Origin of the sequence: Rhizorhabdus phycosphaerae (assembly GCF_011044255.1) — a bacterium.
GTDB lineage: Bacteria > Pseudomonadota > Alphaproteobacteria > Sphingomonadales > Sphingomonadaceae > Rhizorhabdus > Rhizorhabdus phycosphaerae.
The window spans coordinates 2,709,406-2,735,970 of sequence record NZ_CP049107.1 but is presented as its reverse complement, the minus strand read 5'-3'; the positions used below and the strand labels follow the sequence as shown (position 1 = coordinate 2,735,970).

Sequence of the window (26,565 nt, the reverse complement as noted above, 5' to 3'; positions counted from 1 at the left end):
TCAGACGGCGGTGCCGACCAGACTGCCGATTCCCGCCGTGAGCGCCATCGCCAGAGCACCCCAGAAGACGACCCGCAACACCGGCCGCAGGACGGGCGCTCCACCGGCCCGGGCGCCGAGTGCGCCGAGCAATGCCAGGAACAGGATCGAACCGATCGCCTCACCGGCGACCATCCAGGCCATCGGCAAGGAGGCCGCCAGCACCAGCGGCAGCAGCGCGCCGGCGGTGAAGGTTGCCGCCGAGGCGAGTGCCGCGACCACCGGCCGCGCGGTCGTGACCTCGGTGATGTTGAGTTCGTCGCGGGCATGGGCACCGATCGCGTCGCGCGCCATCATCTGCGCGGCGACCTTGTCGGCGGTTTCGGGATCGACGCCCCGCCCGACATAGATGGCGGCGAGTTCCTTCAGCTCCATCTGCGGGTCCGTCGCGAGTTCGTCGCGCTCGCGCCCGAGATCGGCGGCTTCGGTGTCCGCCTGCGAGCTCACCGAGACATATTCGCCTGCAGCCATCGACATCGCGCCGGCGACGAGGCCCGCCGTCGCGGCAACCAGCAGGGCAGGCCGGTCGGCGCCCGACGCGGCGACGCCGAGGATCAGACTCGCCGTCGAGACGATTCCGTCATTCGCGCCCAGTACGGCGGCCCGAAGCCAGCCGATGCGCGCAACCAGATGCGATTCCTTGTGCCGCCTCATCGAGCCTCGTCCTCGTCGGGGCGATCGGCATAGATCGCCTGCCGAGGCCGGTCATAGCATGGATGCGCGAACGACGACGAACGACGTCAGACGGTGAAGCTCTCGCCGCAGCCGCACATGCCCTTGGCATTGGGATTCTGGAAGACGAAGCCAGCCGAGAAATCGTCCTCGACCCAGTCCATCGTCGAGCCGACCAGATAAAGAAGCGACCCGCCGTCGACGTAGAAATCGCCGCCGGGCGTGACGATCTTCTCGTCGAACGGGTCGGCCTCGGTCACATAGTCGACCGAGTAGGCGAGACCCGAGCAGCCGCGACGCGGGGTCGACAGCTTGACCCCGATCGCACCGTCCGGCGCCGTCTCCATCAGCCTGGCGATGCGTGCCTCGGCCGATGGCGTCAGGATCAGCGCAGCCGGGCGGGCGCGGGTCGTGGTGGTGGTCGCGGTCATTATGGTCTCCATCCCCAAAGGGCGTTCAGAGCATTCCCAGTTCGAGCTTGGCTTCGTCCGACATCTTCTGCGGGTCCCAGGGCGGATCCCAGATCAGGTTGACCTCTGCCGAGCCGACCCCCGGCACAGCCCCGACCCGCAGCTCGACTTCGCCCGGCATCGATTCGGCCACCGGGCAGTGCGGCGTGGTCAGCGTCATCGTCACGACGACATGGGCATTATCCGCTACCTCGACGCCATAGACGAGCCCGAGATCGTAGATGTTCACCGGAATTTCCGGATCGTAGATCTCCTTGAGAGCGGTGATGACACCCTCGTAGATTTCACCGCCGGGCTCGCCCGCCGCGTCGGCCTGCGGCCGCTGCGCCAGGAAACCGTCGAGATAATCGGGCTTCCGCGGGGGTTGCTCCGCAGGCCTGTCCGCATCGAGCGCTTCGAGATCGACCCGCACCCGGGGCGGGGGCGTCACCGATTCGACCTCTTCGGTCAGGATCTTGCCGCTGTCGTTGGTCCGTTCGTCCATCATCCGAATATCCGCGTCACACGTTCGATCCCGCGCGCCAGAGCGGCCACGTCATCCTCGTCATTATAGATACCGAAGCTCGCCCGCGCCGTCGCCGGCAGGTCGAGATGGTCCATCAGCGGCTGGGCACAATGGTGCCCCGCGCGGATCGCCACGCCTTCCTCGTCCAATATGGTGCCGATGTCGTGGGGATGCACCCCCTCGATCGCGAAGCTGACGATTCCCGCCGAGTCCGCCGGCCCGAACAGCCGCACGCTGTTGATCGCCGACAGCGCGTCGCGCGCCTTGGCGACCAGCGCCTTCTCATGCGCCTCGATCGCATCGAGCCCGATCGCATCGACATAGTCGATCGCGGCACGGAGACCCAGCGCGCCGACGATGTTGGGAGTCCCCGCCTCGAAACGCTGCGGCGGCGGCGCCCAGCTGGTCGCGGCAAAGGTGACGCGGTCGATCATCGATCCGCCACCCTGATAGGGTGGCATCGCGTCGAGCAGCTCTCCGCGCGCCCACAAGGCGCCGATCCCGGTGGGGCCATAGAGCTTGTGCCCGGAAAAGACGTAGAAATCGCAGTCGAGCGCTTGCACGTCGACCGTCATCCGCGGTACCGCCTGACAACCGTCGATCAGGATCTTCGCGCCGACGCGGTGCGCCAGATCGGCGGCGCGGCGCGCGTCGAGAGCCGAGCCCAGCACGTTCGACACATGGGCGAGCGCCACCAGACGGTGCCGATCGGTCAGCATCGCCTCGGCGGCGTCGAGGTCGATCCGGCCGTCGGCGGTCAGCGGGCAGACGTCGATCTCGACCCCGGTACGCTCGCGCAGCAACTGCCACGGGACGATGTTCGAATGATGTTCGAGCTGCGACAGCAGGATGCGGTCGCCAGCCTTGAGCGTCGACACGCCCCAGCTCTGCGCCACCAGGTTGATCGCCTCGGTGGCGCCGCGGACGAAGACGATCTCGTCGCTGCTGCGCGCGTTGACGAAGCGGGCGACCCGCTGGCGCGCCGCCTCATAGGCGATCGTCATGTCGGCCGAGCGGCGATAGACGCCGCGATGGACGGTCGCATAATCCTCGCCATAGGCTCGGGCGATGGCATCGATCACGGCCTGCGGCTTCTGCGCCGTGGCGGCGGTGTCGAGATAATGCCAACCCTCGGGAAGGCCCGGAAAGTCGGCCCGGCGGCTCATCTTCGCGATGTCGGCGATCGCATTCATGCTCTCTCCTCCAGCCAGGCCTCGGCATCCGCCTGGAACGCCTCACGCACCGCCTCGTCGCCGATCCGCGACAGCGCGTCGGCGATGAAGGCCTGGGTCAACAGCGCGCGGGCACGATCGGGGGTGATGCCGCGCGAGGTCATGTAGAACAGCGCCTGCGCATCGAGTTCGCCGACCGTGGCGCCATGCGCGCATTTCACGTCGTCGGCGAAGATCTCGAGCTCGGGCTTAAGGTTCACCGTAGCGGTGCGCTTGAGCATCAACCCGCGCAGGCTCTGCTCGCCGTCGGTCTTCTGCGCGTCGCGCGCCACTTCGACCTTCGCGGCCATGCTCGTCGTCGCACGGTCGTCGGCGACCGCGCGCCACAGCTGGCGGCTCGTGCCCTCCGCACTGGCATGGTGGACCACGACCGCCGCGTCATGGCGCTGCTCGCCGCGCGCCAGCAGCGCACCGCCATGTTCGGCGACGGCGCCCGGTCCCTTGATGCGAATCTCGGCGTCGAGCCGGGTTCCCGCCCCGCCCGCGCCGAGCAGCGTGGTGACGAGGCTCGCGCCCCCGTCCAGCCGCGCTTCGTCGCGCAGCGAGACGAAGCCCGTTTCCTGCACGATCCGGATCGCCCGCATCAGCCGCGCCGAGCGGCTCAGCGCGATGCGGGTCAGCCGGTTCGTCCAGCCGTCGCCGACATAGGTCTCGACGATCGACGCATGGGCATCCTCGCCGAGTTCGATGCTCGCCGGCACATGATTCGCCCCGCCGGTCGCGACATGAACGATCTCGACCGGCGGCGCGCCGGCGACAGCATCCTTGCCCAACGTCAGGGTCCAGCCCTGCCCCTGGGCCAGACGACCCAGCGGGTGCACGGACGTCGCGTCCACCGTGCCGACCGTGACCGGACCGGAACTGCTGCGCTCCGCATCGAAGCGCCCATCGACGAACAGCAGCCGCGGACCGCTGCCGATCCAGAGACCGGCCACGTCGACGGGCACATCGCGCTTCGATTCCGACGCCAATGCTTCCAGCCCGGAGAGATCTGACCAGCGCCATGCCTCGTCACGAGGCGAGGGAAGCGAGAGAGTCATGCCCATTCCTCCCCGGCACGGGGAGGGGGACCGGCAAAGCCAGTGGAGGGGCAGCGCAGGACCGCGCAGACAGCGGTGGAGGAGAGGTCGGACCCCTCCTCAACCATCCTGCGGATGGTCCCCCTCCCCGTTCCGGGGAGGAACTGGATCGCCGTCGTCACGCCGCGATCGCTCCATAGCCTTCACGTTCGAGTTCAAGCGCGAGCTCGGCACCACCGGTGCGGACAATCCGACCGGCCGCAAGAACGTGGACGAAGTCGGGTTTCACATAGTCGAGGAGGCGCTGGTAATGGGTGATCAGCAGCACCGCTTTGTCGGGCTTGCGCATGATCATGTTGATGCCCTCGCCGACCGTGCGCAGCGCATCGATGTCGAGGCCCGAGTCGGTCTCGTCGAGGATCGCCATCGCCGGGTCGATGATGCCCATCTGCACCATCTCGTTGCGCTTCTTCTCGCCACCCGAAAAGCCGACGTTCACCGCCCGCTTGAGCATGTCCATGTTCAGCCCCAGCGCATCGGCCTGGGCGCGGGCGCGCTTGAGGAAGTCGCCGCCCGACAGCGGCTCCTCGCCGCGCAGCCGCCGCTGCGCGTTGAGCGCCTCGCGCAGGAACTGGACGTTCGACACACCCGGAATCTCGACCGGATACTGGAAGCCGAGGAACAGGCCGGCGGCGGCGCGCTCATGCGGTGCCTTTTCCAGCAGGTCCTCGCCCTGGAACGAAACGCTGCCCCCGGTCACCTCATAGCCGGGCCGTCCGGCCAGGACATAGGACAGCGTCGACTTGCCGGCGCCGTTCGGCCCCATGATCGCGTGGATTTCGCCCGGCCCGACGGAGAGGGTGAGCCCTTTGAGGATCGGCTTGCCATCGACTTCGGCGTGGAGGTTTTCAATCTTGAGCATGGTCATCTCTTTAGCCCCTCTCCTTCAGGGGAGGGGTTGGGTTGGGGCGTACGGGCGCTCATCCGACGCTGCCTTCGAGCGAAATGCCGAGCAGCTTCTGCGCCTCGACCGCGAATTCCATCGGTAGCTGCTGCAGCACTTCCTTGGCGAAGCCGTTGACGATCAGCGCGACCGACGCCTCCTGATCGAGGCCGCGCGACATGGCGTAGAAGAGCTGGTCGTCGCTGATCTTCGAGGTCGTCGCCTCATGCTCGATCTGCGCCGAAGGGTTCTTCACCTCGATATAGGGCACGGTGTGCGCCCCGCAGCGGTCGCCCAGAAGCAGGCTGTCGCACTGGGTGAAGTTGCGCGCGCCCTCAGCGGTCGGTGCCACGCGGACGAGGCCGCGATAGGTGTTGTCGCTGCGCCCGGCCGAGATGCCCTTCGACACGATCGTCGATTTCGATCCCTTGCCGAGATGGATCATCTTGGTGCCGGTATCGGCCTGCTGGCGGTTGTTGGTGACCGCGACCGAATAGAATTCGCCGACGCTGTTCTCGCCCGCGAGCACGCAGCTCGGATATTTCCAGGTGATCGCGCTGCCCGTCTCGACCTGGGTCCAACTGACCTTGCTGTTGCGGCCCTGGCAGAGCGCACGCTTTGTGACGAAATTATAGATTCCGCCCCGGCCCTCGGCATCGCCCGGATACCAGTTCTGCACGGTCGAATATTTGATCTCGGCATCGTCGAGCGCGACCAGCTCGACCACGGCGGCGTGGAGCTGGTTCTCGTCGCGCATCGGCGCGGTGCAGCCCTCCAGATAGGACACGTGACTGCCCTTGTCGGCGACGATCAGCGTGCGTTCGAACTGGCCCGTATTCTCCGCGTTGATACGGAAATAGGTGCTGAGCTCCATCGGGCAACGAACGCCCTCGGGAATGTAGACAAAGGTGCCGTCCGAAAAGACCGCGCAGTTGAGCGTCGCAAAATAATTGTCGTGCATCGGCACGACCTTGCCCAGCCATTTGCGGACGAGATCGGGATATTCGCGGATCGCTTCGGAGATCGAGCGGAAGATGACCCCCGCCTTTTCCAGCTCGGCGCGGAAGGTGGTGGCCACCGAAACGCTGTCGAAGACCGCGTCGACCGCGACCTTGCGCGCGCCCTCGACGCCGGCGAGAACCTTCTGCTCCTCGATCGGGATACCGAGTTTTTGATAAACCTTGAGGATTTCCGGATCGACCTCGTCGAGGCTCGACACCGTCTCCTTCTTCTTGGGCGCCGCATAATAATAGGCGTCCTGATAGTCGATCGGCGGAACGTTCAGCTTGGCCCAGTCGGGCGGGGTCATGGTCAGCCAGTGGCGATAGGCCTTGAGCCGCCATTCGAGCATCCATTCGGGCTCGTTCTTCTTGGCCGAAATGAAGCGGACCGTGTCCTCGCTCAATCCCTTAGGCGCAAAGTCCTGCTCGACCTCCGAGGTGAAGCCCCACTCGTAATTGGAGGCGCGGTCCGCGGCCTCATGGGCCGCCTTGTTGCGTACGTCGCTCATGATCTCATACCCTCGACAGGGTTTCGAGGCTGACGCCGCCAAGGGCGCCGCGAATGGTGTCGTTGACGACCGACCAGTGCGGTTTGACCCGGCATGCGCCTTCGAGGCTGCAATCGTGCCGGTGGTCGTCGACGCAGGCGGTCATCGCGATCGGCCCTTCGACCGCCTCGACGATGTCCGCAAGGCTGATAGACGCCGCATCGCGCGCCAGCCGGACGCCGCCGCCCGTGCCGCGCGCGGAAACCAGCAGGCCTGCCTGGGTCAGCCGACCCATCAGCTTCTGCGCGGTGGGCAGCGGCACGCCCGTCTCGTCGGACAGCAACGTCGCGGTCAACCGCTCGCCGTGCCCGTGGCGGGCGGCGGCGGACAGCATGACGACGGCATAGTCGGCGAGGCTGGACAGGCGCATGGCGTTCGTTCGCTTCCAATCGGACGGATTCGATCCGATTGGGCAAATGGGCGTTCGCCTGCGTAACGTCAAGGAAAAGTGGGATGAGCCGCCCTGCCTCTTGGGGCAGGCAGGGCGGCTCGGTCCGGCTGCTTCGGGGGGGCCGTATGCAGCCGGGTGGGGATCGCCCACCCTGATGGGTGTGCAACCGATATACGCGAACGAGGGCGTGCTATTCCCCGTCGCAAAGAATTCTTCGCAGCCGGCCCCCTGCCGTCGACAAGTTCGGCATGACGCGCGCCTTCCTGCGCGCTAAGCGCGGCCCATGTCTCTCTACGCCGCCTTCCGCCCGCTCCTGTTCACCCTCGAAGCCGAACGCGCGCACCGGGCGACGATCCGGGCACTGCGGCTGAAGCCGCGCGGCGCCCCGGCGGCAGACGACCCCCGTCTCGCCAGCACAGTGGCGGGGCTGCGCTTCCCCAATCCGGTCGGTCTCGCCGCAGGCTTCGACAAGGACGCACAGGTCCCCGACGCCATTCTCTCACTGGGCTTCGGCTTTGCCGAAGTGGGCACGCTCACCCCCTTCCCCCAGGCCGGCAATCCCCGCCCCCGCCTGTTCCGCCTGATCGAGGACCGGGCCGTCATCAACCGCATGGGATTCAACAATGGCGGCCAGGCGGCGGCGTTCGAGCGCCTGCTCCGCCGCAACGACCGGCCGGGCATCGTCGGGGTGAACATCGGCGCCAACAAGGATGCCGCCGATCGCATCGCCGATTATGCCAATGGCGTGCGGGTGATGGCGGGGGTGGCGCGCTACCTGACGGTCAACATCTCCTCGCCCAACACGCCCGGACTGCGCGCATTGCAGGATCGCGGAGCGCTCACGGAACTGCTGGCCGCCGTCATGGAGGCCCGCCCCGCCGGCGGCCCGCCGGTCTTCCTGAAGGTGGCGCCCGATCTCGAGCCCGCCGACATCGACGACATCGCCGAGATCGCGGGCGAGTTTCGCCTCGACGGCCTGATCGTGTCGAACACCACCATTTCGCGCCCGCCGCTCCGCTCGCGCCATGCGCAGGAGACCGGCGGCCTGTCGGGAGCGCCGTTGCACGATCTTGCCGCGCGCCGCCTTTCCGATTTCCGCAACGCGACCGGCGGCACGATGCCGCTGATCGCCGCAGGTGGCATCGCCTCGGCCGAGGATGCCTATGCCCGGATCCGCGCAGGGGCGAGCCTGGTGCAGCTTTATTCGGCGCTCGTCTATGAAGGTCCGGGCCTCGCCCGCCGGATCAATCGGGGTCTCGCCGCGCTGCTGAAGCGCGACGGCTGCGCTTCGGTCGCGGATGCCGTCGGGCGGGGCTGAACCGCCCCGGGAGGCCGGCGCAAGCGGAGGGCTTTCGCCCTGCACGATCCGGCCTTAAGCTCGCCGCCATGCTGCATCGCGCCCTCCCCATCCTCACCGCCCTTTCGCTCTTCCTCGCGCCGGTTGCGGCCCCGGTTGCGGCTGATGCCGGGACGGTCGCCGCCGCCGAACCGCGCGCCGCCGCCGCAGGGCAGGAGATTTTGCGCAAGGGAGGCAGCGCGGCCGACGCCGCGATGGCGATCATGCTCGCGCTGACGGTGACCGAACCCATGTCCTCGGGCATCGGTGGAGGCGGCTTCCTGCTCCATCATGACGGCAAGACCGGTAAACTCGAGACAGTCGACGGCCGCGAGACCGCCCCGGCCTCGGCCGGCCACGACCGTTTCCTCGGCGCCGACGGAAAGCCCCTGCCCTATATGCAGGCGGTGCCCGGCGGCTATTCGGTCGGCATTCCCGGCAATATCGCGCTGATGGCCGAGACGCACAAACGCTGGGGCAAGCTGCCCTGGGCCAAGCTGTTCGAACCCGCGATCCGTCTCGCCGAGCAGGGCTATACGCTGCTGCCCGACAACAAGCCTGGCCCGTTCGCGGTGCAGGGCACCCTCGCCTATCGCCTCAAGCAGTTCGAGAAGCTGTGGGCCGATTTCCCCGAAGCGCGCGCCATCTACTGGAAGGACGGGCGCCCGCTGACGACCGGCGAGACGGTGCGCAATCCCGCTCTGGCGGCGACGCTGCGAATGATCGCCGCCAAGGGGCCCGACGCCTTCTACAAGGGCGAGATTGCCAGCCAGATCAGCCAGGCCGTCGGACGATCGAAGCGCAACCCCACGACGCTGACGGTCGGCGATCTGGCGGGCTATCGCGCGAAGCTGCGCGCGCCCGTGTGCGGCAGCTATCGCGGACATCGCATCTGCGGGATGGGCCTGCCTTCGTCGGGTGCGATCACCGATCTGATGATGCTCGGCATGCTCGAACGCTTCGATCTCGCCAAACTCGGCAAGGATTCGCCGGTCGCCTGGCATCTGATCGGCGAGGCGATGCGGCTGGCCTATGCCGACCGCGATGCCTGGCTGGGCGATTCCGATTTCGTGAAGGTGCCCGTCGCCGGCCTGCTCGACCCCGCCTATCTGGCCGAGCGGTCGAAGCTGATTTCGCCCGACAAGACCCTCGGCACCTATCTCCCCGGCACGCCGCCGGGCGCTTCGCCGCTCGCGATGACCAAAGCCCCGGCCGAGCAAGGCACGACCCACTTCGTCGCAGTCGACGATCGAGGCGACATCGTCTCGATGACCTCGACCGTCGAAGGGCCGTTCGGCAGCTCGCTCGTCGCCGGCGGCTTCTTCCTCAACAACGAGCTGACCGACTTCAACGAGGATCCTTACGACAAGGGCCGCCTCGTCCCCAACCATGTTCAGCCGGGCAAACGGCCGCTGTCCTCGATGGCGCCGACGCTCGTCTACGGCAAGGACGGCAAGCCATGGCTGGCCCTCGGCTCGGCCGGTGGGCGCACGATCATCATGCATGCGCTGAAGGCAATGATCGGCACGATCGATTGGGGCCTGCCCGCCGATCAGGCGATCGCCCTGCCCAACATCTTCTTCCGAGGGCCCGCGCTGGTGGTCGAGCGCAACAGCCCGCTCGAGGCGCTGGTGCCCGGCCTCACCCAGCTGGGCGAGACGGTGAGCGTCGGCGACATACCGTCGAAGCTGACCATATTGGAGCGCGGCAAGACGGGCTGGACCGGCGCGGCCGATCCCCGCAGCCCGGGCGTCGCGTTGTCACAATAAGGCGCAGGAAGCGGGTGCAAAGGCCGGATTCGGCGCTATACCCCGCATGAGAGCGGCCAGATCCGCCGGTGCAGGAGAGATGATGCGTAGCTTCGAGCGTTTTCCCAACCTCGTCACCATGTTCTTCACGCGCGCAGCGGAGAAGGGCGACGCGCCCTTTCTCTGGGCCAAGGACGGCGGCCAATGGCATGCGCTGAGCTGGGCTGCGGTCGCCCGCCGCGTCGCCTCGCTCGCCGCCGCCCTGCGCGCGCAGGGCCTCAAGGACGGCGACCGCGTCGTGCTCGTCTCCGAGAACCGCCCCGAATTCTGTATCGCCGATCTGGCGATCATGGCCGCCGGCTGCGTCACGGTGCCGACCTACACGACCAATACCGAGCGCGACCACACCCATATCCTCGAGAACAGTGGCGCGCGCGCGGCGATCGTGTCGACCGCGAAGCTGGCGCAGGTGCTGTTGCCGGCGATCGTCCGTTCCTCGACCTGCGAGTTCCTGGTCGGCATGGAGCCGATGCCGCAGACCGCCGTCCGTACGCTCGACTTCGCCACGCTGGCCGGCGACGCGTCGGCCGATGTCGAGGCCGCCGCCGCGACCGCCGCCGACCTGCGCCGCGAAGACCTCGCCTGCCTGATCTACACCAGCGGCACTGGCGGCGCCCCGCGCGGCGTGCGCCAGCATCACGGCGCGATCCTGTGCAACGTCGAGGGCTGCCTCGACATCATCCAGGCGGATTTCGGCTGGGACGAGGAGGTGTTCCTGTCCTTCCTGCCGCTGAGCCACGCCTATGAACATTCGGGCGGACAATTCCTGCCGATCGGGCTCGGCGGGCAGATCTATTATGCCGAAGGGCTGGAGAAGCTCGCCGCCAATATCGAGGAAGTCCGCCCGACGATCATGGTCGTGGTCCCGCGCCTGTTCGAGATGCTGCGCGCGCGCCTGATCAAGGCCGTCGAGAAGCAGGGCGGGATCGGCAAGAAGCTGCTCGACAAGGCGATCGAACTCGGCACGCGCGAGAAACTGCGCCTGACCGACTATCCCTACAAGCTTGCGATCGACGCCTTGCTCAAGCCCAAGGTGCAGAAGCGGTTCGGCGGCCGGATCAAGGCGCTGGTGTCGGGCGGCGCCCCGCTCAATCCCGAGGTCGGCCAGTTCTTCTCCTCGCTCGGCCTGACCCTGCTGCAGGGCTATGGCCAGACCGAGTCCGGTCCGGTCGTCTCGTGCAACCGCCCGAAAGTCGGGATTGCGCTCGACACGGTCGGTCCGCCGATGAAAGGGGTCGAGGTCCGCATCGCCGAGGATGGCGAGATCCTGATCCGGGGCGAGCTGGTGATGGCCGGTTACTGGCGCAACGAGGCGGAAACCGAGCGCGTCCTGAAAGATGGATGGCTCCATTCGGGCGATGTCGGCCATCTCGACGAAAAGGGCCGCCTCAAGATCACCGATCGCAAGAAGGACCTGATCGTCAACGACAAGGGCGACAATGTCGCGCCGCAGAAGCTGGAAGGCATGCTGACGCTCCAGCCCGAGATCGCCCAGGCGATGGTCTCGGGCGACCGGCGGCCCTATATCGTCGGCCTGATCGTCCCCGACCAGGAATGGCTGGCCGGCTGGGCCGCCGATCGCGGCCTGTCACCCGAAATGGCGAAGCTGCGCGACAACCCCGATCTCCACCGCGCACTGATGGCAGCGGTCGACCGCGTCAACGTCGACCTGTCGGTGATCGAAAAGGTCCGCCGCATCGTGATCGCCGACGAGCCCTTCTCGATCGCCAACGAGCAGATGACCCCCTCGCTCAAGAACCGCCGCCACGCGATCCGCGCAGTCTATGGCGAACGAATCGACGCCTTGTACCGGGCATAGGATCCGGGGGCTGGGAGGGCCCTGAGCTGACCAGCGGATAGAGCTCGAAGGCGACGCAGATGCGCCGGTCGTCGCAGCCGAGCGCTACCGTCTCATGGCTGAAATGGCTGGGCATCATCACGACCATGCCCGGTTCCGGCCGGATCCAGTGCTCATCCCAACCCGCCGCCGCGTCGAAGCCGCGCCCGGCCGCCGGCCCGACGCGCAGCCATCCTCGCCGCGCCTCGGCGTCCGCCACCGCATCGGGTACGGCAACATAATAGACCCCGTTCATCCAGCTCGTGGCGTGGAGGTGGGACAGGTGGCGCGTGTCTGCGCCGGAAACGACGCTCCACGCGCGCAATCCGAAGGCGGCCGGGCGCGACCGGAGAAACGGATGGGCAGCGTCGTCTCCCAAGCCTTCCACATAGGCTTCCGCTGCCACACGCAGCCGCTGGAGCATGGCCTGCAACAGCGGGCTATCGACCGCCTCGAGGTGATTGCGTCGCCACCCGTCGCGAATCGAGCGCCCCTGCGGCCGCGCATAATAGTCGAGATCACCGCTCAACTCCTTGGCGAGCAGAGGGAGTTCCGGGGCGTCGGGGCCGTCCAGCCAGGTGATCGACAGAAAACGCTCCGAGTCCATCAGGGCGCGAGCGGCGGCGCGCTCGCCCGCCCAGATCGCGGACGCCGCCAGAAGATCGAAGCTTCGGGGATTGGCGAAACCTGCCGCCACGAGCGCCGCCACAAGCGGATAGAGCGTCTCGCGGGGACGCGCCCAACACAACAGGTCGACCAGGGCGGGAAAGGCTTCGAGATTGGCATCTTCCCGTTGCATGTGGAGGCATAGCGCAGCGGCTGCGGCGATGTCGCCCCGCAACAGCAGAAAGCCGGCCTTGCGGGCCGTGGCGATCGGATCGGCCGTCACGCTGCCTGTCATGCAAACCGTGCCATGCGCTGCCACGGTTCGCGCAGGAAGCGATCACAGAGCGCGCGAATCTCGGGAGTCACCGCGGCATGCTTTTCGGCACGATCGTCGCGGAAGGCCGTGCGGCCGCTTCGACTCCATGCTTTCAGGCGAGTCTCCTCCTGCATGGCTGCCAGTTCGGCTTCGGTGGGCAAGATACCCAGATGCGGGAGCAGCCTGGTGATCACCGCCTGCGGCAGGTCCGCATAGTCGATCACCAGCCAGCCTGCGGGATCGGTTTCGACCATGTCCGCCATCGCAGTGAACGCCCGACCCAGGCAGCGCGCGATAAACTCGCCGTCGCTCAGGTCCCGCTGCGCGGCGAGGCCGATTCCGGACAGGAGCGGCGACCAGACGGCATCGCGCAGTTTCAGCCAGCCGGGAGGGCCTTTCAGATTGGATACGAGAATTTCCAGCGGGTCGCGGATGAGGAGCAATCGCCGCATGTCCGGGTAGAGAATCGTGAACAGATCGACGTCGCGGGAACTGCGCAGCGACTGCTTGATCACCAGGTGGCGCGCCTCGGGCGCAATCCGCTGGCCGATCGATCGCACAGCCGTCCTGAGCGCCGCCATGCGTCGATCCTGCGGTACGAGACTCCAGAAGGCGCCGCATATATCGACGACCGCCCCAGGTTCGTCAGTCACCTGGAGACTGGCTATCCGCGACAGCATCCGGGCGGTAAGCGTCGATCCGCAGCGGGTGAGGTGCCAAATCGACAGCAGCGGCGGCAGCACGGTGCCCGATGGCGCATGGTCGACGACCCGAACCTGACGAACCTGCGCCGTATCGGGATGCTCGGCCGGCGGCCGCCCATGCAGCCCGAACAGAAAATTGTCCGCCGTCACTGGTCTCAGCAGGAAGGTGCCACCGTCACCCGACGGTGCCGCCCTTACCGGCATGAAGAGGCGGTCGTCGTCAGGCATTGCTGCCTTCCTGCATCAGAATGAACTGGCCGACCCGCAGCGCATCGCCGAGGCCATTGCGCAGCCTGTGAGACATGGGGAAACGCGACGCCTCCTCGGGCGTGGCCGGCCATGCGTCGAGTATTGCCCGCATCTTTTGCGTATCGATCACCGAACTGGCGAGAGTGGACTGCTCTATCCGATCGATCTCGGCAGCCATCCAGTCGCGCCGCAAACTCATCCAGCCATACCAGTCGGAATGCTGCAGACCGATCCGACGTTCTTCGTAGATCGACGCCGGGGCGCGATCTGCCAGCGCCCGACGGGCCAGCAGCCGAGTGACGCCAGCGCGGCGATATTGATCCCGGGGCAGAGAAAGGCAGAATTCGACCAGCGCGAGATCGACATAGGGATCGCGCCACGACCAGTCCTGCCCCTGGGTGAAATGCGAATAGTGCGCCATGCCGTTCCGGAAGCGGTCGACCAGTTCCAATTGCCGGTCGAGATCCGGCGAACCGGTATTCCATTGCGGAACGTCATGCTCCTCGAACTGTAGGCGACGTGCGACATCCTCCCGAATGCTGCTCCATTCCTGCCACCAATAGTCCGACTGGCCGCGCAACCGGCGCTGAAAGCGCTGCAGGCGCGGGAAAAAAGGCATGATCCCCTGACGCCACAATGCGCGAGGCCGGGCGTGCCATCCGCGATCGGGTACAACCAGATTGTCCCACCCCGCCGACAAACGCCCCTGTTTCAACTGATCGGCTACCACATAGGCGCCAGTATAGCTCATCGTGGCGTTGCCAGCATCGGCGGAGAGCAACACGGACAAGCCCTGTTCCCGCATCAGGTCGGTGAGCGGCAGCCCCAACCAGGCGACCTGATAAGGCCGCTTGAACGGCCAGTCGCGGCTTTGCAGCGGTCCGCCGGGATACTCCAGGTCGAGGCCGGGTTGTCGCGCATCCCGGACATGCGGCCTCAGCTGGGGATAGCGCGCCAGAAAGGGCTGGAGGCGATCCCACTCGCCGCCGAAATGATGCGGCCCCGGTTCAAGCAGAGGAACATTCGGGTCCGGTCTGACCGTCAGCGTGTGGACCGCCGCATCATGCTGCCGCGCGGCCGCGGCGACCATCGCGGTCGAATCGAGGCCGGCGGAAAGCAAGCTCAGGACAGGGGTTCCGCTCGGGCAACGGGATGCGACCGCGCGGTCGAGACGTTCGCGTGCGGCCTCGACATAATCTTCGTCCCGGCGCAGACGGAGTGTCGTGCGAGGCTCGGGAGACCAGAAGCGGCCAGCCCGCACCGATCCACGACACCATTGCAGCCACTGCCCGGGCTGGAGACGACGTATCGCGCGCCAGGGGGTCCGGTCGCCGACCCGGCTTTCCATCTTGGCCAATCGCATGGCCAGCGCGTCGGTGTCCGGCTCGGCGTCGACGTCCGGAAAGGCTAGTAGCCAACTGGGGCTACTCGCTGCGACGATCCCATCGACGGTCTGCGCATAGCAGAGGCTTGCCCGACCCATGGGGCAGCTCGCCAGGAACAATGTCCGGCTTTCCGGAGACCAGCGCGCTATCACATAGTCGCCATCGAGGCGGGAAAGGCCCGCCGGCCCTCGCTCTTCGATCAGCCGATCGACGATCAGGGCAGCGGGCGTAGCCGGGTCGATGGCAAGCTCGGCCGCGATCTCCCCGAGATTGTAAATCGCCCCCCCGAGCATGGTGACCTGCCCCGACATCTCGTGGGGCAGGATAGCAGGGGCGGTTCGGCGGGAGCGCGTCGTTCGGGCCCTTTTCAGGCTGACTAAGGCCCCTTCGTCATCGTCGTATTTCTCTGAAATCTCCATGCCATGTGGAGATCTGCGGTGAAGCTCCGATGCGAACAGACCCGCGCCGACGAGAAAGCTCATGGCCTTTCAGTCATGCGTTATCGGATCTCCGGCGCTCTTCGCCAAAAAGATCAGGAGTGGGTGTTGAGGCCGCCGTCGCTCGATTGATCGGACGTCCCCTGCGTTAACGTACCGGAGTCGTATATGGAAAGAACCGGCGCAACCCATTCGAGCCGCAGAGAGTTTTCCATATCAGACGAAACCAGTTCTGATTCTGGAGTGGCGTTACGCATAACATTCCCCTTCGGTACGACCTTCGCCCATTGGCCTAGCAGGTTACGGCAAGGCAATGAAGAATCTTCGAACGCGGCCCGATAGCCGCCATGACGCTTTAGCCCTGCGATCGTTCGTTGGTGGAACTGCCCCGCCCCGCGGGCTCCTGATTCGACGAACGGACCAGTCCAACGGGGTGCCTTGCGCGTGACGAAAGCCCACAGGGGAAAGCCAGCGATCCCCGGCAGCGTGAAGGCAGGATGTTGCCGCCTTCGGAAGCCAATCAGAATAGATCTATTGCACTACACCACTAAATAACGGATATAATGATCTACTACATAGAATATTAATGTAGCAAATGTAAAATGTTAAAATAATTTCATGGAAAAAATTATTGTTGATTATATTATTCGTTTCTTCTTCTTAATTCGGTGTGATTAATTCGATAAATGAATCCGAAATGAAATAGTCTTTTCAGTATGTTGACTATAACTGTCACATAACTGCCTTCGCCTAATCCTATTCGGCGCCCCGATAGCTAACAACAGCAAAGGGGCTTCCCAGATGCGTTCTCTCTCCCGACTCCACCTGAGCCTTCTGACGGCCAGCGCGATTGTGGCGCTTGCGGCGCCGGCCTCGGCGCAGTCCGTTCCCACTACCGCGCCCGATGCAGAGGCCGATGCAGAGGCCGATGCGGGAGATGCAGGCGGCCTGAACGAGATCGTCGTCACCGCGACCAAGCGCGAAACCGATCTGCAGAAGACGCCGATCGCGATTTCGGTGCTCAGCACCGAAGCGCTGAAAGAGCGCCATGTGCAGAGCCTGCTCGATCTGGGCGACGGCACGATCCCGGGCCTGCGCGTGGCGACCTTCGAAGCTCGCCAGTCGGCGCTGACGATCGGCATTCGCGGCATCGTGCCGCTCGACGCCAACCAGCCCGCCCGCGAACAGGGCGTCGGCGTCTATATCGACGGCGTCTATCTGGGGCGCCAGCAAGGCCTAAACGCCGCGATGATGGACGTCGAGCGAGTCGAGGTGCTCAAGGGTCCGCAGGGCACGCTGTTCGGACGCAACACCGAGGGCGGCGCCGTCAGCATGGTCACGCGCGCGCCATCGGGGCAGTTCGGCTTTCGCGGTTCGGCCGGCATCGGCAATTATGGCAGCTACACCGCCGACGGCCATCTCGACCTGCCGACCTTCGCGAACATCTCGCTGAAGTTCGACGGCGCGGTCCAGTCGCGCGGCGCGACCGTCAAGAACCCGCTGCCGGGCAATGTCGGCTGGAACTATTATGACCGGAAGGGCTATCGCGCCGCCGCCCGTTGGCAGCCGAGCCCCGATTTCACCGCCGACTATGCCTATGACTACAGCCTCGACAAAAACTCGCCCTTCTACAGCCAGCTGCTGAACTACAACCCGCTCGGCCGCACCGTGGTAGCCCCGGGCGCCACGGTCGGCGCGGGCCAGATCGCGCCGCTCGCCCCGATCGTCGTCGTCAGCGACAAGCGGATGAAGGTCGCCGACATCGGGGTTCCCCAGCAGCCGAGCGTCGACCGCAGCTTCGGCCACACGCTCCATCTGAGCTGGAAGCCATCCGACGCGCTCGAACTGCGGTCGATCACCGCCTATCGCGAGGTCGAGGTCGAGCAGTGGGACAATAGCGGCGGCGCACACCGCGTCCCCGTCTTCACCCCCAACGGCAATTTCAGCCGCTATTCGCTGGCCGGCCTGTGGCAGCACCAGATCAGCCAGGAGTTCCAGGCGGTCGGCAGCCTCGGCCGGGTCGATTATGTCGGCGGCCTCTATTATTTCCACGAGAAGGCCAGCGACGACGCCTCGACGCCGAGCAGCAACAAGTGGAACGCGAGCGGCACCGGCTACACGATCAACGATCCGACGCCCACCATCCGCGGCTTCCGCTCGATCGACCGCGCCAGCACCGCCTGGTCGACCAGCTATGCCGCCTATGGCCAGGCGACCTACACGCCCGACATGGCGGGCGACAGCATTCACATCACGCTGGGCGGCCGCTACACCCACGACGCGAAGCATGGCGAGCTGACCAAGGTCAACAATGTCGCCACCAACTTCACCTTCCGCGAGAAGAACGACCGCTTCGACCCGATGGCGACCGTGGCGTGGGAGGCAGCGCAGGACGTCAATCTCTACGCCAAGTTCGCGACCGGCTATCGCGCCGGGGGCGCCAGCTCGCGCTCGCTCACCTATCGCTCCTTCGGCCCGGAGAAGGTGAAGTCCTACGAGATCGGCGCCAAGACCGAGCTGTTCGACCGCCATCTGCGGCTGAACGTCGCGGGCTACATCATGGATCGTACCGGCAGCCAGATCGACTTCAGCCTGGTCACCCCGCAGGCGAACGGATCGACCCGCAACACGCTCGAGACGATCAACGCGCCGGGTACGACCCGCATCCGCGGCATTGAGGTCGAGGCGACGGCCAAGCTGTTCGAGGGCCTGACCGTGAGCGGCAGCTATGCCTATACCTACACCAAGATCCCGCCGACGCTGAACCCCTTCTCGAACGTGATCCAGCCGGTCTTCATCGTGTTCACGCCGCGCAACGCGGCCGCCGGCTCGATCGACTATGAGCTGCCGGTGCCGGTCGGCACGCTGCGCGTCCACTTCGACGCCAATTATGCGCAGGCGACGCAGACCTTCGACCAGTTCGCGCTGAAGGCCGACTCCTCCTTCATCGCCAATGGCCGCATCTCGCTTGCCGACATCGATCTCAAGCGCGGCGATGCGAAGCTCACCGTCTCGCTGTGGAGCCGTAACCTGTTCAACGAACAATATATCTATCGCCGTGACCCGTCCAACCGGGCCACGCTGGGCGACTATGGCAATTTCAACGAGCCACGCACCTATGGCGTGCAGGGCAGCATAAGCTTCTGAGCACAACCGGCACCGACCGGTTGGACAAGCGATGACGGCCTCTTCCGGCGACGGAAGGGGCCGTTCGCATCTCGCCTTCGGGCGATCAGTGCGTCCAGTCGAGTGTAAGCCTGTCGAAATGCCAGCGCAGTTGCGCCGGGCTGGCGCCATCGACATCGTTCACGCGGCGCAGCACCGCCTCGCCCTCGATCCGCACCGGGCGCCCGTCCCGATCATCGCCGGTAACGATCACGGGCGCGGTATAATAGAGCGAGCCGGCCGCGCCGTCGATCATGCCGTCGGAAACGGCGACGCTGCGCCGGGGCAGGTCAGCGAACATTCGCGCAAAGGCCTCGCGACTCCACCGCTGCCGGTCCGCCTCGCCAAGCATCGCGCGGGCCTCGTCATATCGACCGAGCTCGATCGCACGCGCGAAGCCGAGCAGCAGATCCCGTGCACCCGCCTCCCCGCGCTGGGCCGCAGGCGCAGGCGCGGAGACGGGCGGGCCTGCGGGCGACCGCGCCGCCTTTGCCGGACCAGTATCGACATTGGCAGTCACATGCGCCGCCGCGTTGCCCGGGAGGCCCGCCTCCTTGTCAGGCGCCTGCCCGCACGCGACCAGCGCCAGCAACGGGAGAACGAGGAGGCAGGCTTCGGACTTGTGCATGTGACGAGAACGGCGAAGCCGCAGCCTGCGTTCCCCTGGCCTCATCGGGCGAAGCGGGCAGCGCTCCCCGAGCCCGCCAGAGCCCTTGGTCGGCCGTGGAGATCGGCCAGGGGGAAACGCAGCACGACACGCAGGCCGGGCGCTGCATCCTCCAGTTGCATCGTGCCGCCATGCAGGCGCGTGATCGCCTCGACGAGGGGAAGGCCCAGGCCATGGCCGGCGCTGGCGCGGCTGCGGTCGAGCCGGCCGAAACGGCGGAGGACTTGGCCATGATCCTCGGCTGCGATGCCGGGTCCATCATCCTCGACGACCAGCGCCACGGTATCCGCACCATCGCTGCGGACCGAAAGGCGGATATGCGATCCGGGCGGGGCGTGGCGGATCGCATTCTCCACCAGATTGATCGCGGCCTGCGCCAGCAGCCTGCGGTCGCCCAGTATCGATGCGGCCAGGCGCGCGCCTTCCTCCAGATGGTGGCCGGCATCCTCCGCCGCGGGCGAGAGGGTCCCGACCACTTCCTCGGCAAGCGCATCGAGATCGACCCGTTCGAAGCCGGCTCGGCGCGCGCCCGCTTCGATCTCGGCGATCCGCAGGATCGCGGCGAACATGGCAAGCAACTGGTCGCAGTCCTCCAGCGCGGCCTCGATGTCTGCCGCCCGATCTCCCTCCGAGCGGGCGATCGTCGACAGGCGCGCACGCAGCCGGGCGAGCGGCGTGCGCAGGTCGTGCGCGATGTCGTTCGACACGTTGCGCACCTCCTCCATCAGCAGGGCGATGCGATCGAGCATGGCGTTGAAGGCGCGCGCCTGCTGGTCGAAGGCGCTGTCCGAGCCGTCGACGGGTACGCGCCGCTGCATGTCTCCATCGACAATCGCCTCGACCGTGCGGCGCATCGCCACGATCCGCCGGCCGATGATCGTGCCGAAGGTCGCGACGCCAGCGACCACGATCAGGATGATCGATCCGAAGCCGAACAGGTAGATGCGCCGGCGGGCATCGGCATAATCGTCGAACGGCTCGGTCTCCGCGACCACGGTGAGGATCAGGCCGTCCCCGACAGGGCGGACGAGCGCCCGACCGCCCGACAGACCTTTTACCCCGAGCCCTTTGTCGACCGTGGTGAACCCTTCCGGCAGGGGCCGGTTGAGGCGGATATTGCCGGTCAGAACCTCGCCGTTCGCCGTGGTGAGCAGAAGGCCGAGGTCGCCGCTGTCGCGGTCGCGCATCATCGCTTCGAGCGCCCTGCCGACGCCTGCGCGATCGGTCCGCGTGGCAAGGGCCGCCACCTCGCTGGCCACGGTCGCGACCCGCCGATCGACCAGCTCGCGCACCGCATCATGCGTCGCGCGATAGACCAGCATGCCCGTAAGCGCGGTCGCGGCTATGAAGGCCAGCAGGAAAGCGGCGGTCAGCGCCCGGAGGGAGCGCAGCCTTTTCATGCGGGCAGGCGATAGCCGACGCCGCGGATCGTAACGATCGGATCCTCGCCTCCGTCCGCCATCAGCTTGGATCGCACGCGACGGATATGGACCTCGACCAGATTGGTCGCCGGCTCGAAATCATAGCCCCAGACCTTTTCGAGCAGCATCGCCCGGGTCACGATCGAGTCGGCGTTGCGAACCAGCTCGGTCAGCAGGGCGAACTCGATCTTGCTGAGCTCGACCGCCTTGCCTGCTCTCCACGCGCGGAAGCGCGCCGGACTGACGACGATGTCGCCCGCGCGCAGGCTGTCGCCCTCCTGCACCGTCTGCCGACGCCCGCGCAGGATCGCGTTGAGGCGCGCATTGATCTCGGCGGCCGTCACCGGCTTGACGACATAATCGTCGGCGCCCGCATCGAGCCCCTCGATCTTCTCGACCGGCCGGCCCAGCGCGCTGAGCACGAGAACAGGCAACCCGATCGCATCCTGGCGGAGGCGCTGCAGCACCGAGAGACCGTCGACCTGCGGCAGCATGATATCGAGGATCATCGCATCGAACCGGTCGCGGACCACCGCATCCAGCGCGGCCCGCCCATCGGTTGCCACCGTCACTTCGTGCCCCATGTCGCGCAATTCCTGGCCCAGCATGGCGACAAGCGCGGCATCGTCTTCGACCAGGAGAAGATGGAGACTCATGAAATCCTCAGACGGCGTTGGTTGCAAGGTGGCACGGTCGCTTGAGCAGAACCAGCCGCAGGACGGAAGCGGAGGGGCAATGGTGGCGCAAAGGGACGGTCATTTTCGTGTCATCCTGCGCGCTTTCGGCGAAGCAGATGCCAAGGTGATGCCTCATGGCCAGTCATTGTGGATTGGGTTATCGTTCTTAATATGTTCCGATTCGGAGGGCTACTATGACGGTAGGGTTGATGGATGCGGACATCCGCTTCCCGGTGCTGGGCTTCCCTGTCGATGGGGATCCGATGCCGTTTCAAGCCATCGGTTTGCTCCGCGGCAAGACGGGCTGGCTGTCGGAACGCGGTCGCCATCTCGGGCTCGAGATCGTGGATGCCGCCGGGCGCAGCTGGACCGTGGCGGGGGTCGCCGAAAGGGCTCCTGCAGCACGCAAATGGTGGCAGTTCGGCCGAGCGAAAGACGATGATGCGCCGGCCGAGGTGATGCTTACGCCCGGTCCCGCCCGGTCCTTCGAAGATACGCGCGCGCGCATCCTTGCCTTTGCCGATGACCTGTTCGAGGCAGACGATGACGACGCGCTGGCCGCGCGTGCGGCGGAGACGATGGATGCGCTCGCTGCCGCCGCCTTTGAACTGATGGTCCGGGCGCAGGGCCGACGCCTGCTGCGCGGTGACGGCGGCATCGCGGTCCGCTCCCAGGGGGAGGTAGTGACGCGGGCGCTCGTCCTGTCGGCGGTGGTGCTGGCGGTCCATGGCGCCGACCGCGACCCCCTGCTCGACTGGCTCGTCGAAGAACAACTGGCGGACTTGACACCGTCAGAATCCGATCTGTTCATTGTCGACACTCTGCCGGACGAGCAGCGTTATCGTTCAGCGATCGAAATCGAACGTCTGGCCGCACTTCTCTGGGCGCTCGGCCTCTACGACCTGCCGGTGTCGCAAGAGCCCACCGAGATCGAAGCCGATCTCCCGGCGATCGTCTCGATGATGCCCCCGGGTGGAAATCGGAGCGCAGAAGAGATTCGCGCATCGACGCTGCGCCCGGCCAAGGAGATCGCGGCGCTCGCCGAGCGGCAAACCGCGCTCATGCGCGCTGCCGACCGCATGCTGGCGCAGAATGAAGAGGATGAAGGGCAGGCCCTGATCGCTTATGTCGCCGAAGGCCGCTTCATCGCCCTGCAATGGATCATCAATCCCGATCGTATCGACTGGAGTTGAACGGCTATTGCGGGATGGCGCCAAGCTCGCGCGCGAGGAAACCGAAGTTGTGACGCTGGGTGGCCCTTTGGCCCGCGGCAAAGTCGATCGATTGAACAGGCTGCCTTCGGTCGATGACCGACCCGCCCCTTCCCCGCCTGAGGGGCACGGTGGACAGGCTCATGAGCTAACTGTACTGCCTACATCATACAGTCGGAAGCGGAAGAGGCTTCGCTATCCTTTTCGATTGGCAGGTTCCAAAATTGCATGTCTCTGGGGGGCGCATGAAGAGTGATGGCGAATCAGGCAAAGAGCGCCCGGCGGCAGCTTCGGAGCGGATCCTGCGCGCAATAGCGGCCGAGTTCCCGCGTCTGCACGACCGGCAGGGGCTGCTCGACAGCGCGGCGCTGGCGGCAGCCCATGGACGGGGCGAAGGCGAGACGCTGAGCGAACATGAGCGCCAGGCCGCCGCGCGGACGCTGACCCGGATGGTCAGCGACGGGACGGTCGGCGAACTGCTCTGGCCGCGCGGCCATGCCGACAAGGTGCAGCTGCCCGAACAGGGGATGATCGCGGTGTCGGTCGATCTCGGCTCGCTGCGCGAGGAGCGGCTCGCCTGGGAGGCCCGGCGCGAGGGGGAGGAGCCGAGCCAGGAGGCGATCGTGCGCGAGATCGTCCGGCGGTCGCGCGGCTGGATCTCGGCCAATCTCGACGACGGCAAGCTGCCGCTGCTGCTGGTCAATGCCAGCATCATCCATGGCTCCAACGCCTTCGATATCCTGATCTCCGCGCAATATCGCAACCCCTACAACCTGCTGCGCTACACCCGGGAAGTCGTACAGGTCGCGCCGCATGTCGCTGGCACCCACACAATGCTGGTGGCGCAGAGCTATGGCTTTCCCGACCTGATCGGCGAGCGGTGAACGATCCGTCCGGGAAAGTCCGACAGTCCGGATCCACAGGGCCTCTCGGCCGCTTGCGTCGCTATGCGGAGCACACTGATCCCCGCGCCGAATCGTGCAACTGGATCGCGCTGGCCGTGGCCTCGAACCAGCCCATATATCCGCTCTATCTGCTCTGGGCTGTGGGCGGCGACTGGTGGGTGTCCGCCTGGACCTTCCTGTCGACGCCTTTCTTCCTCGCAGTGCCCGCGGTCGCGCGGCGCAATGGGGCAGCCGGACGTGCGCTGCTGCCGCTGGCTGGAATCGGCAATGGCATCGTGAGCGCGAAAGCTTTCGGAACCGCATCGGGCGTCGAACTCTTCCTCATTGCCTGCGCGCTGATCGCCCTGCTCGCCTTCCGCCGGAGCGAGTGGCGCTGGACGGCAGGACTCTGGTCGGCGGCGGCAGGCGCGTTCTTGCTCCACGACCATTATGGCGCTGCGCTCGGGCGCTTCGACGCCGGCCAATATGCCGCTTTCTTCCGCCTCAATGCCTATAGCGTCGCAGCCCTGTCGGGCCTGGTGCTGCTGAGCCTGGGCCGCCTTGCCTGGCGCGAGCGACGGGCCGGCATGGACGGCTGAAGGGAAGAGCAGCGGGGTTGCCGGTCGACCCCGCCTACCCGCATCGTCATGCCGCCCCGGTCAAGAGGCGACAGCGATGACCTCAGAACTCCTGCCAGGCATCCGCATCGGGCATCGCCTTCAGCGCGGCATTTCCGTGAAAGCGCGGCGCGGGCGAGGGAGCGCGGCGCACCGGCGCGGCGATGGATGCCGGCTGGTCGGCGAAGCCGAAACGCTGCACCATCTGGCCCAGCGTATCGGCTTCCGACGACAGGCTGCGGGCAGCCGCGCTGGCCTGCTCGACCATCGCCGCATTTTGCTGCGTCGACTTTTCGATTTCGGCCACGGCGACATTCGCCTTGCTGATTCCCTCGGCCTGCTCGGTCGCGGAGCAGGCGATATCGCGCACCAGCGCCGAAGTGGTGCCAATGCCTTCGAGGATCGTGTCGAAAGCCCTGCCCGAGCGGCTGACCAGCTCCACGCCCTGTTTGACCTGCTGTGCGCTCTTCTCGATCAGCGACTTGATCTCGCTTGCGGAATCGGCGGAGCGCTGGGCCAGCGCCCGGACCTCGTTCGCCACGACGGCGAATCCCTTGCCCGAGTCGCCTGCCCGCGCCGCCTCGACACCTGCATTGAGTGCAAGCAAATTGGTCTGGAAGGCGATGCCGTCGATCACCGAGACAATCTGCGCGATCTCCGAACTGGACTTCTCGATCGCGCTCATCGCGCGGACGGCATCGCGAACGACGTCGCTGCCGCTTTCGGCGCTGGCACGCGCCGTGTCGCTGATCCGTTCGGCCTCCGCCGCGCTCTTGGCGGCGCTCCGTACCACGGTCGAAAGCTGCTCCATGGTCAGCGCGGTGGCTTCGATCGAACTCGCCTGGCCTTCGGTGCGGCGCGCCAGATCGTCGGACGCCTGGCTGATCTCGGCCGATCCGGTGCGGATGCGCTGGGCCGATTGATTGACCTCGCCGATCGCCGCCTGCAGCGCGTCGCCGGCTTCATTGAAGTTTATCCGCACCGCCTCATATTCGGCCGGGAAGGGCTTCGACAGGCGATGGCTGAAATCGCCGGCTGCAAGCTGGCGAAGGCCGGCGCTAAGCGAGTCGACGACGTCATGCTGCTGCATCGACTCGCGCAGTTCGGCCTCGGCCCGGATGCGGGCGATCGCCGCCTCCTTGAACTTGAACATCGCGCGCGCCATGCGACCCACGCAATCCTCATAGTCGACATAGTCGACCGGCGTATCGAGGTCGCCATCCGCCAGAGCCTCCATCCGTTCGACCGTCGCGACATACGGATCCGCCGTGGCCTTCCGGAACAGCGTGGCAAGCACCGCCGCAGCCGCAGTTCCTGCCAGGGCGAGGCCGGTAACGCCATGCGGAATGCCAAGAAGCGGGCTCTCCCACAACATCGTCGCGGCGAGAAGCGTCGGAGCCCCCTGAACCGCGATCACGCTGGAGAAGGCAACCGATAATTTACGTCTGACCGGCAGATGCTTTTCGAACCACAGCATCGCAATCCCCACCTGAACTTTTCCCGACAGGCGTTATATTTCAGACATCGTTCGCGAAGCATGAATCACATTACAGCAACACAGCGGAAACTTCATGTACCTTGGTACAGGTTGATCTAGAGGATCGACGCCACGTCCGTCGTAAGGACGGCCGCCGTCAGCGTTGCGGCGGGCGCTTGCCGGAGCCGGGGCGATCGGGACGGGGACGGCGCTGCTGGTCGCGCCCGCCGGCAGGGCGGCCAGGGCCGCCGGGTCCGCGGCCGGGCGTGGGGGCCACCTGCGGGCGGGGCGGCCGGGGGGTGACGCCGGCGACCTTCGGATTGAGCACGGTATAGCCCTCCGACTGCAGCTTGGTGAAGGCCGCCCGCACGCTCGTCTGGATCGACGCCTGCAGGTCGGCCGGCAGATCCTGGAAGGTGGTGTTGGGATGGATCGCAGCCAAATCGCGCAGCAAGGCATTGGGCACGCCCTTGGATGCGGTGCGCAGGGCGCCGAGCCCGTCGATCACGGCGGCGACGATCACGTCGTGCATAACCTCGGCGGCTGATCTGGTCACATCGTCTCTCCGTAGCGGGCCGGCTTCCGACGCGCCGCTATACAGGCTGCGCGGCGGCGCGGAAGCAAAATGCGCGTGCCAGGGGGTCAGCCGGGACGAACGTCCGCAGCCTCATCCTCCTCGCGTGCCTGCTGCGCCCGGGTTTCGAACATCCGGGCCATTTCGAGATGCGCTTCCCGCGCCCGCGATGACGGAGCGCGCGCGGCCTTCAGCCGCTCCTCTTCGGCGCGGCGCAGGTTGAAGAAGGCGATGACGTCGATTCGATTCATGCTGTGTCCTGGCCGCAGGATGCGGATCCGCCGCCGCGTGGGCGATTAGTATTGTTCCTACGCCCCACCCCGTGCCCGACCGGAGCCGACCGGCGGGTAGAGTGGCAAAATGCCCACGAATCG

General features: G+C 66.3%; 24 protein-coding genes. 7 read left to right on the top strand and 17 right to left on the bottom strand.

Going from position 1 to position 26,565, the window contains the following annotated elements:
• The 8 genes from G6P88_RS12705 to G6P88_RS12670 form a co-directional block, all read right to left on the bottom strand.
• Window positions 1-693 carry a VIT1/CCC1 transporter family protein gene (locus G6P88_RS12705; protein ID WP_165323493.1) on the bottom strand — a complete coding sequence of 231 codons (693 nt, stop codon included), beginning with the start codon at window positions 691-693 and terminating at the stop codon, window positions 1-3.
• Between the two features lie 86 nt (window positions 694-779).
• Complete coding sequence (locus G6P88_RS12700) at window positions 780-1,142, bottom strand: HesB/IscA family protein (protein WP_165323492.1); 363 nt, start codon at window positions 1,140-1,142, stop codon at window positions 780-782.
• A 25-nt stretch (window positions 1,143-1,167) separates the two neighbouring features.
• Window positions 1,168-1,668 (bottom strand): SUF system Fe-S cluster assembly protein, encoded by a 501-nt coding sequence (locus G6P88_RS12695; RefSeq protein WP_165323491.1) that lies wholly within the window; start codon window positions 1,666-1,668, stop codon window positions 1,168-1,170.
• Window positions 1,665-2,879, bottom strand: coding sequence for a cysteine desulfurase (locus G6P88_RS12690; RefSeq protein WP_165323490.1), 1,215 nt, complete (start codon window positions 2,877-2,879; stop codon window positions 1,665-1,667). The genes G6P88_RS12695 and G6P88_RS12690 overlap by 4 nt, the downstream gene beginning before the upstream one ends.
• Window positions 2,876-3,958 (bottom strand): SufB/SufD family protein, encoded by a 1,083-nt coding sequence (locus tag G6P88_RS12685; protein WP_165323489.1) that lies wholly within the window; start codon window positions 3,956-3,958, stop codon window positions 2,876-2,878. The genes G6P88_RS12690 and G6P88_RS12685 overlap by 4 nt, the downstream gene beginning before the upstream one ends.
• Before the next feature lie 157 nt (window positions 3,959-4,115).
• Entirely contained in the window at window positions 4,116-4,859 is a 744-nt protein-coding gene (gene sufC, locus G6P88_RS12680; protein WP_165323488.1) for a Fe-S cluster assembly ATPase SufC, read from the bottom strand.
• A gap of 58 nt (window positions 4,860-4,917) precedes the next feature.
• The gene (sufB, locus tag G6P88_RS12675; RefSeq protein ID WP_165323487.1) at window positions 4,918-6,390 is read right to left on the bottom strand and encodes a Fe-S cluster assembly protein SufB; all 1,473 of its coding nucleotides are present in this window, start codon (window positions 6,388-6,390) and stop codon (window positions 4,918-4,920) included.
• Between the two features lie 4 nt (window positions 6,391-6,394).
• Window positions 6,395-6,799: an SUF system Fe-S cluster assembly regulator gene (locus G6P88_RS12670; protein ID WP_165323486.1), complete on the bottom strand. Its 405-nt coding sequence runs from the start codon at window positions 6,797-6,799 to the stop codon at window positions 6,395-6,397.
• Between the two features lie 304 nt (window positions 6,800-7,103).
• Between G6P88_RS12670 and G6P88_RS12665 the strand changes: the two genes are divergently transcribed.
• The 3 genes from G6P88_RS12665 (at window position 7,104) to G6P88_RS12655 (ending at window position 11,783) form a co-directional block, all read left to right on the top strand.
• On the top strand, window positions 7,104-8,138 hold the full coding sequence (locus G6P88_RS12665) for a quinone-dependent dihydroorotate dehydrogenase (RefSeq protein ID WP_165323485.1): 1,035 nt from the start codon (window positions 7,104-7,106) through the stop codon (window positions 8,136-8,138).
• A 68-nt stretch (window positions 8,139-8,206) separates the two neighbouring features.
• Window positions 8,207-9,925: a gamma-glutamyltransferase gene (gene ggt, locus G6P88_RS12660; RefSeq protein WP_165323484.1), complete on the top strand. Its 1,719-nt coding sequence runs from the start codon at window positions 8,207-8,209 to the stop codon at window positions 9,923-9,925.
• An 82-nt stretch (window positions 9,926-10,007) separates the two neighbouring features.
• Complete coding sequence (locus G6P88_RS12655) at window positions 10,008-11,783, top strand: AMP-dependent synthetase/ligase (RefSeq protein WP_165325170.1); 1,776 nt, start codon at window positions 10,008-10,010, stop codon at window positions 11,781-11,783.
• On the opposite strand, the gene G6P88_RS12650 is transcribed toward G6P88_RS12655, so the two are convergent.
• Genes G6P88_RS12650 through G6P88_RS12640 form a run of 3 tightly spaced genes read right to left on the bottom strand, consistent with a single transcriptional unit; the run spans window position 11,716 to window position 15,372 of the window.
• Complete coding sequence (locus G6P88_RS12650) at window positions 11,716-12,702, bottom strand: putative 2OG-Fe(II) oxygenase (RefSeq protein WP_165323483.1); 987 nt, start codon at window positions 12,700-12,702, stop codon at window positions 11,716-11,718. The two genes, G6P88_RS12655 and G6P88_RS12650, sit on opposite strands and share 68 nt — an antisense overlap.
• Window positions 12,699-13,655 (bottom strand): aspartyl/asparaginyl beta-hydroxylase, encoded by a 957-nt coding sequence (locus G6P88_RS12645; RefSeq protein WP_165323482.1) that lies wholly within the window; start codon window positions 13,653-13,655, stop codon window positions 12,699-12,701. The genes G6P88_RS12650 and G6P88_RS12645 overlap by 4 nt, the downstream gene beginning before the upstream one ends.
• Window positions 13,648-15,372 carry an asparagine synthase-related protein gene (locus tag G6P88_RS12640; RefSeq protein ID WP_247710550.1) on the bottom strand — a complete coding sequence of 575 codons (1,725 nt, stop codon included), beginning with the start codon at window positions 15,370-15,372 and terminating at the stop codon, window positions 13,648-13,650. Before G6P88_RS12640 ends, G6P88_RS12645 begins: the two co-directional genes overlap by 8 nt.
• A 927-nt stretch (window positions 15,373-16,299) precedes the next feature.
• Between G6P88_RS12640 and G6P88_RS12635 the strand changes: the two genes are divergently transcribed.
• The gene (locus tag G6P88_RS12635; protein WP_165323480.1) at window positions 16,300-18,645 is read left to right on the top strand and encodes a TonB-dependent receptor; all 2,346 of its coding nucleotides are present in this window, start codon (window positions 16,300-16,302) and stop codon (window positions 18,643-18,645) included.
• Window positions 18,646-18,730: 85 nt separating this feature from the next.
• Here G6P88_RS12635 and G6P88_RS12630 read toward each other — a convergent pair whose 3' ends face one another.
• The 3 genes from G6P88_RS12630 to G6P88_RS12620 are packed head-to-tail and all read right to left on the bottom strand — an operon-like array spanning window position 18,731 to window position 21,407.
• A complete protein-coding gene (locus G6P88_RS12630; RefSeq protein WP_165323479.1) occupies window positions 18,731-19,291 on the bottom strand; it encodes a hypothetical protein in 561 nt (186 codons plus the stop codon).
• A 41-nt stretch (window positions 19,292-19,332) separates the two neighbouring features.
• The gene (locus tag G6P88_RS12625; RefSeq protein ID WP_165323478.1) at window positions 19,333-20,730 is read right to left on the bottom strand and encodes a sensor histidine kinase; all 1,398 of its coding nucleotides are present in this window, start codon (window positions 20,728-20,730) and stop codon (window positions 19,333-19,335) included.
• Window positions 20,727-21,407, bottom strand: coding sequence for a response regulator transcription factor (locus G6P88_RS12620; protein ID WP_165323477.1), 681 nt, complete (start codon window positions 21,405-21,407; stop codon window positions 20,727-20,729). The genes G6P88_RS12625 and G6P88_RS12620 overlap by 4 nt, the downstream gene beginning before the upstream one ends.
• Before the next feature lie 215 nt (window positions 21,408-21,622).
• Here G6P88_RS12620 and G6P88_RS12615 point away from each other — a divergent pair, with 215 nt between their 5' ends.
• The 3 genes from G6P88_RS12615 (at window position 21,623) to G6P88_RS12605 (ending at window position 24,122) form a co-directional block, all read left to right on the top strand.
• Window positions 21,623-22,621 carry a DUF4272 domain-containing protein gene (locus G6P88_RS12615; RefSeq protein ID WP_165323476.1) on the top strand — a complete coding sequence of 333 codons (999 nt, stop codon included), beginning with the start codon at window positions 21,623-21,625 and terminating at the stop codon, window positions 22,619-22,621.
• Between the two features lie 263 nt (window positions 22,622-22,884).
• Window positions 22,885-23,523: a hypothetical protein gene (locus G6P88_RS12610; protein ID WP_226946550.1), complete on the top strand. Its 639-nt coding sequence runs from the start codon at window positions 22,885-22,887 to the stop codon at window positions 23,521-23,523.
• A 53-nt stretch (window positions 23,524-23,576) separates the two neighbouring features.
• Complete coding sequence (locus G6P88_RS12605) at window positions 23,577-24,122, top strand: hypothetical protein (protein ID WP_165323475.1); 546 nt, start codon at window positions 23,577-23,579, stop codon at window positions 24,120-24,122.
• Between the two features lie 82 nt (window positions 24,123-24,204).
• Here G6P88_RS12605 and G6P88_RS12600 read toward each other — a convergent pair whose 3' ends face one another.
• The 3 genes from G6P88_RS12600 to G6P88_RS12590 form a co-directional block, all read right to left on the bottom strand.
• Window positions 24,205-25,617, bottom strand: a complete 1,413-nt coding sequence (locus G6P88_RS12600; RefSeq protein WP_165323474.1) for a methyl-accepting chemotaxis protein — start codon at window positions 25,615-25,617, stop codon at window positions 24,205-24,207.
• A 157-nt stretch (window positions 25,618-25,774) separates the two neighbouring features.
• Window positions 25,775-26,173, bottom strand: a complete 399-nt coding sequence (locus G6P88_RS12595) for a hypothetical protein (RefSeq protein WP_165323473.1) — start codon at window positions 26,171-26,173, stop codon at window positions 25,775-25,777.
• Window positions 26,174-26,259: 86 nt separating this feature from the next.
• Entirely contained in the window at window positions 26,260-26,442 is a 183-nt protein-coding gene (locus tag G6P88_RS12590; RefSeq protein WP_165323472.1) for a hypothetical protein, read from the bottom strand.
• Between the last annotated feature and the right edge of the window lie 123 nt (window positions 26,443-26,565).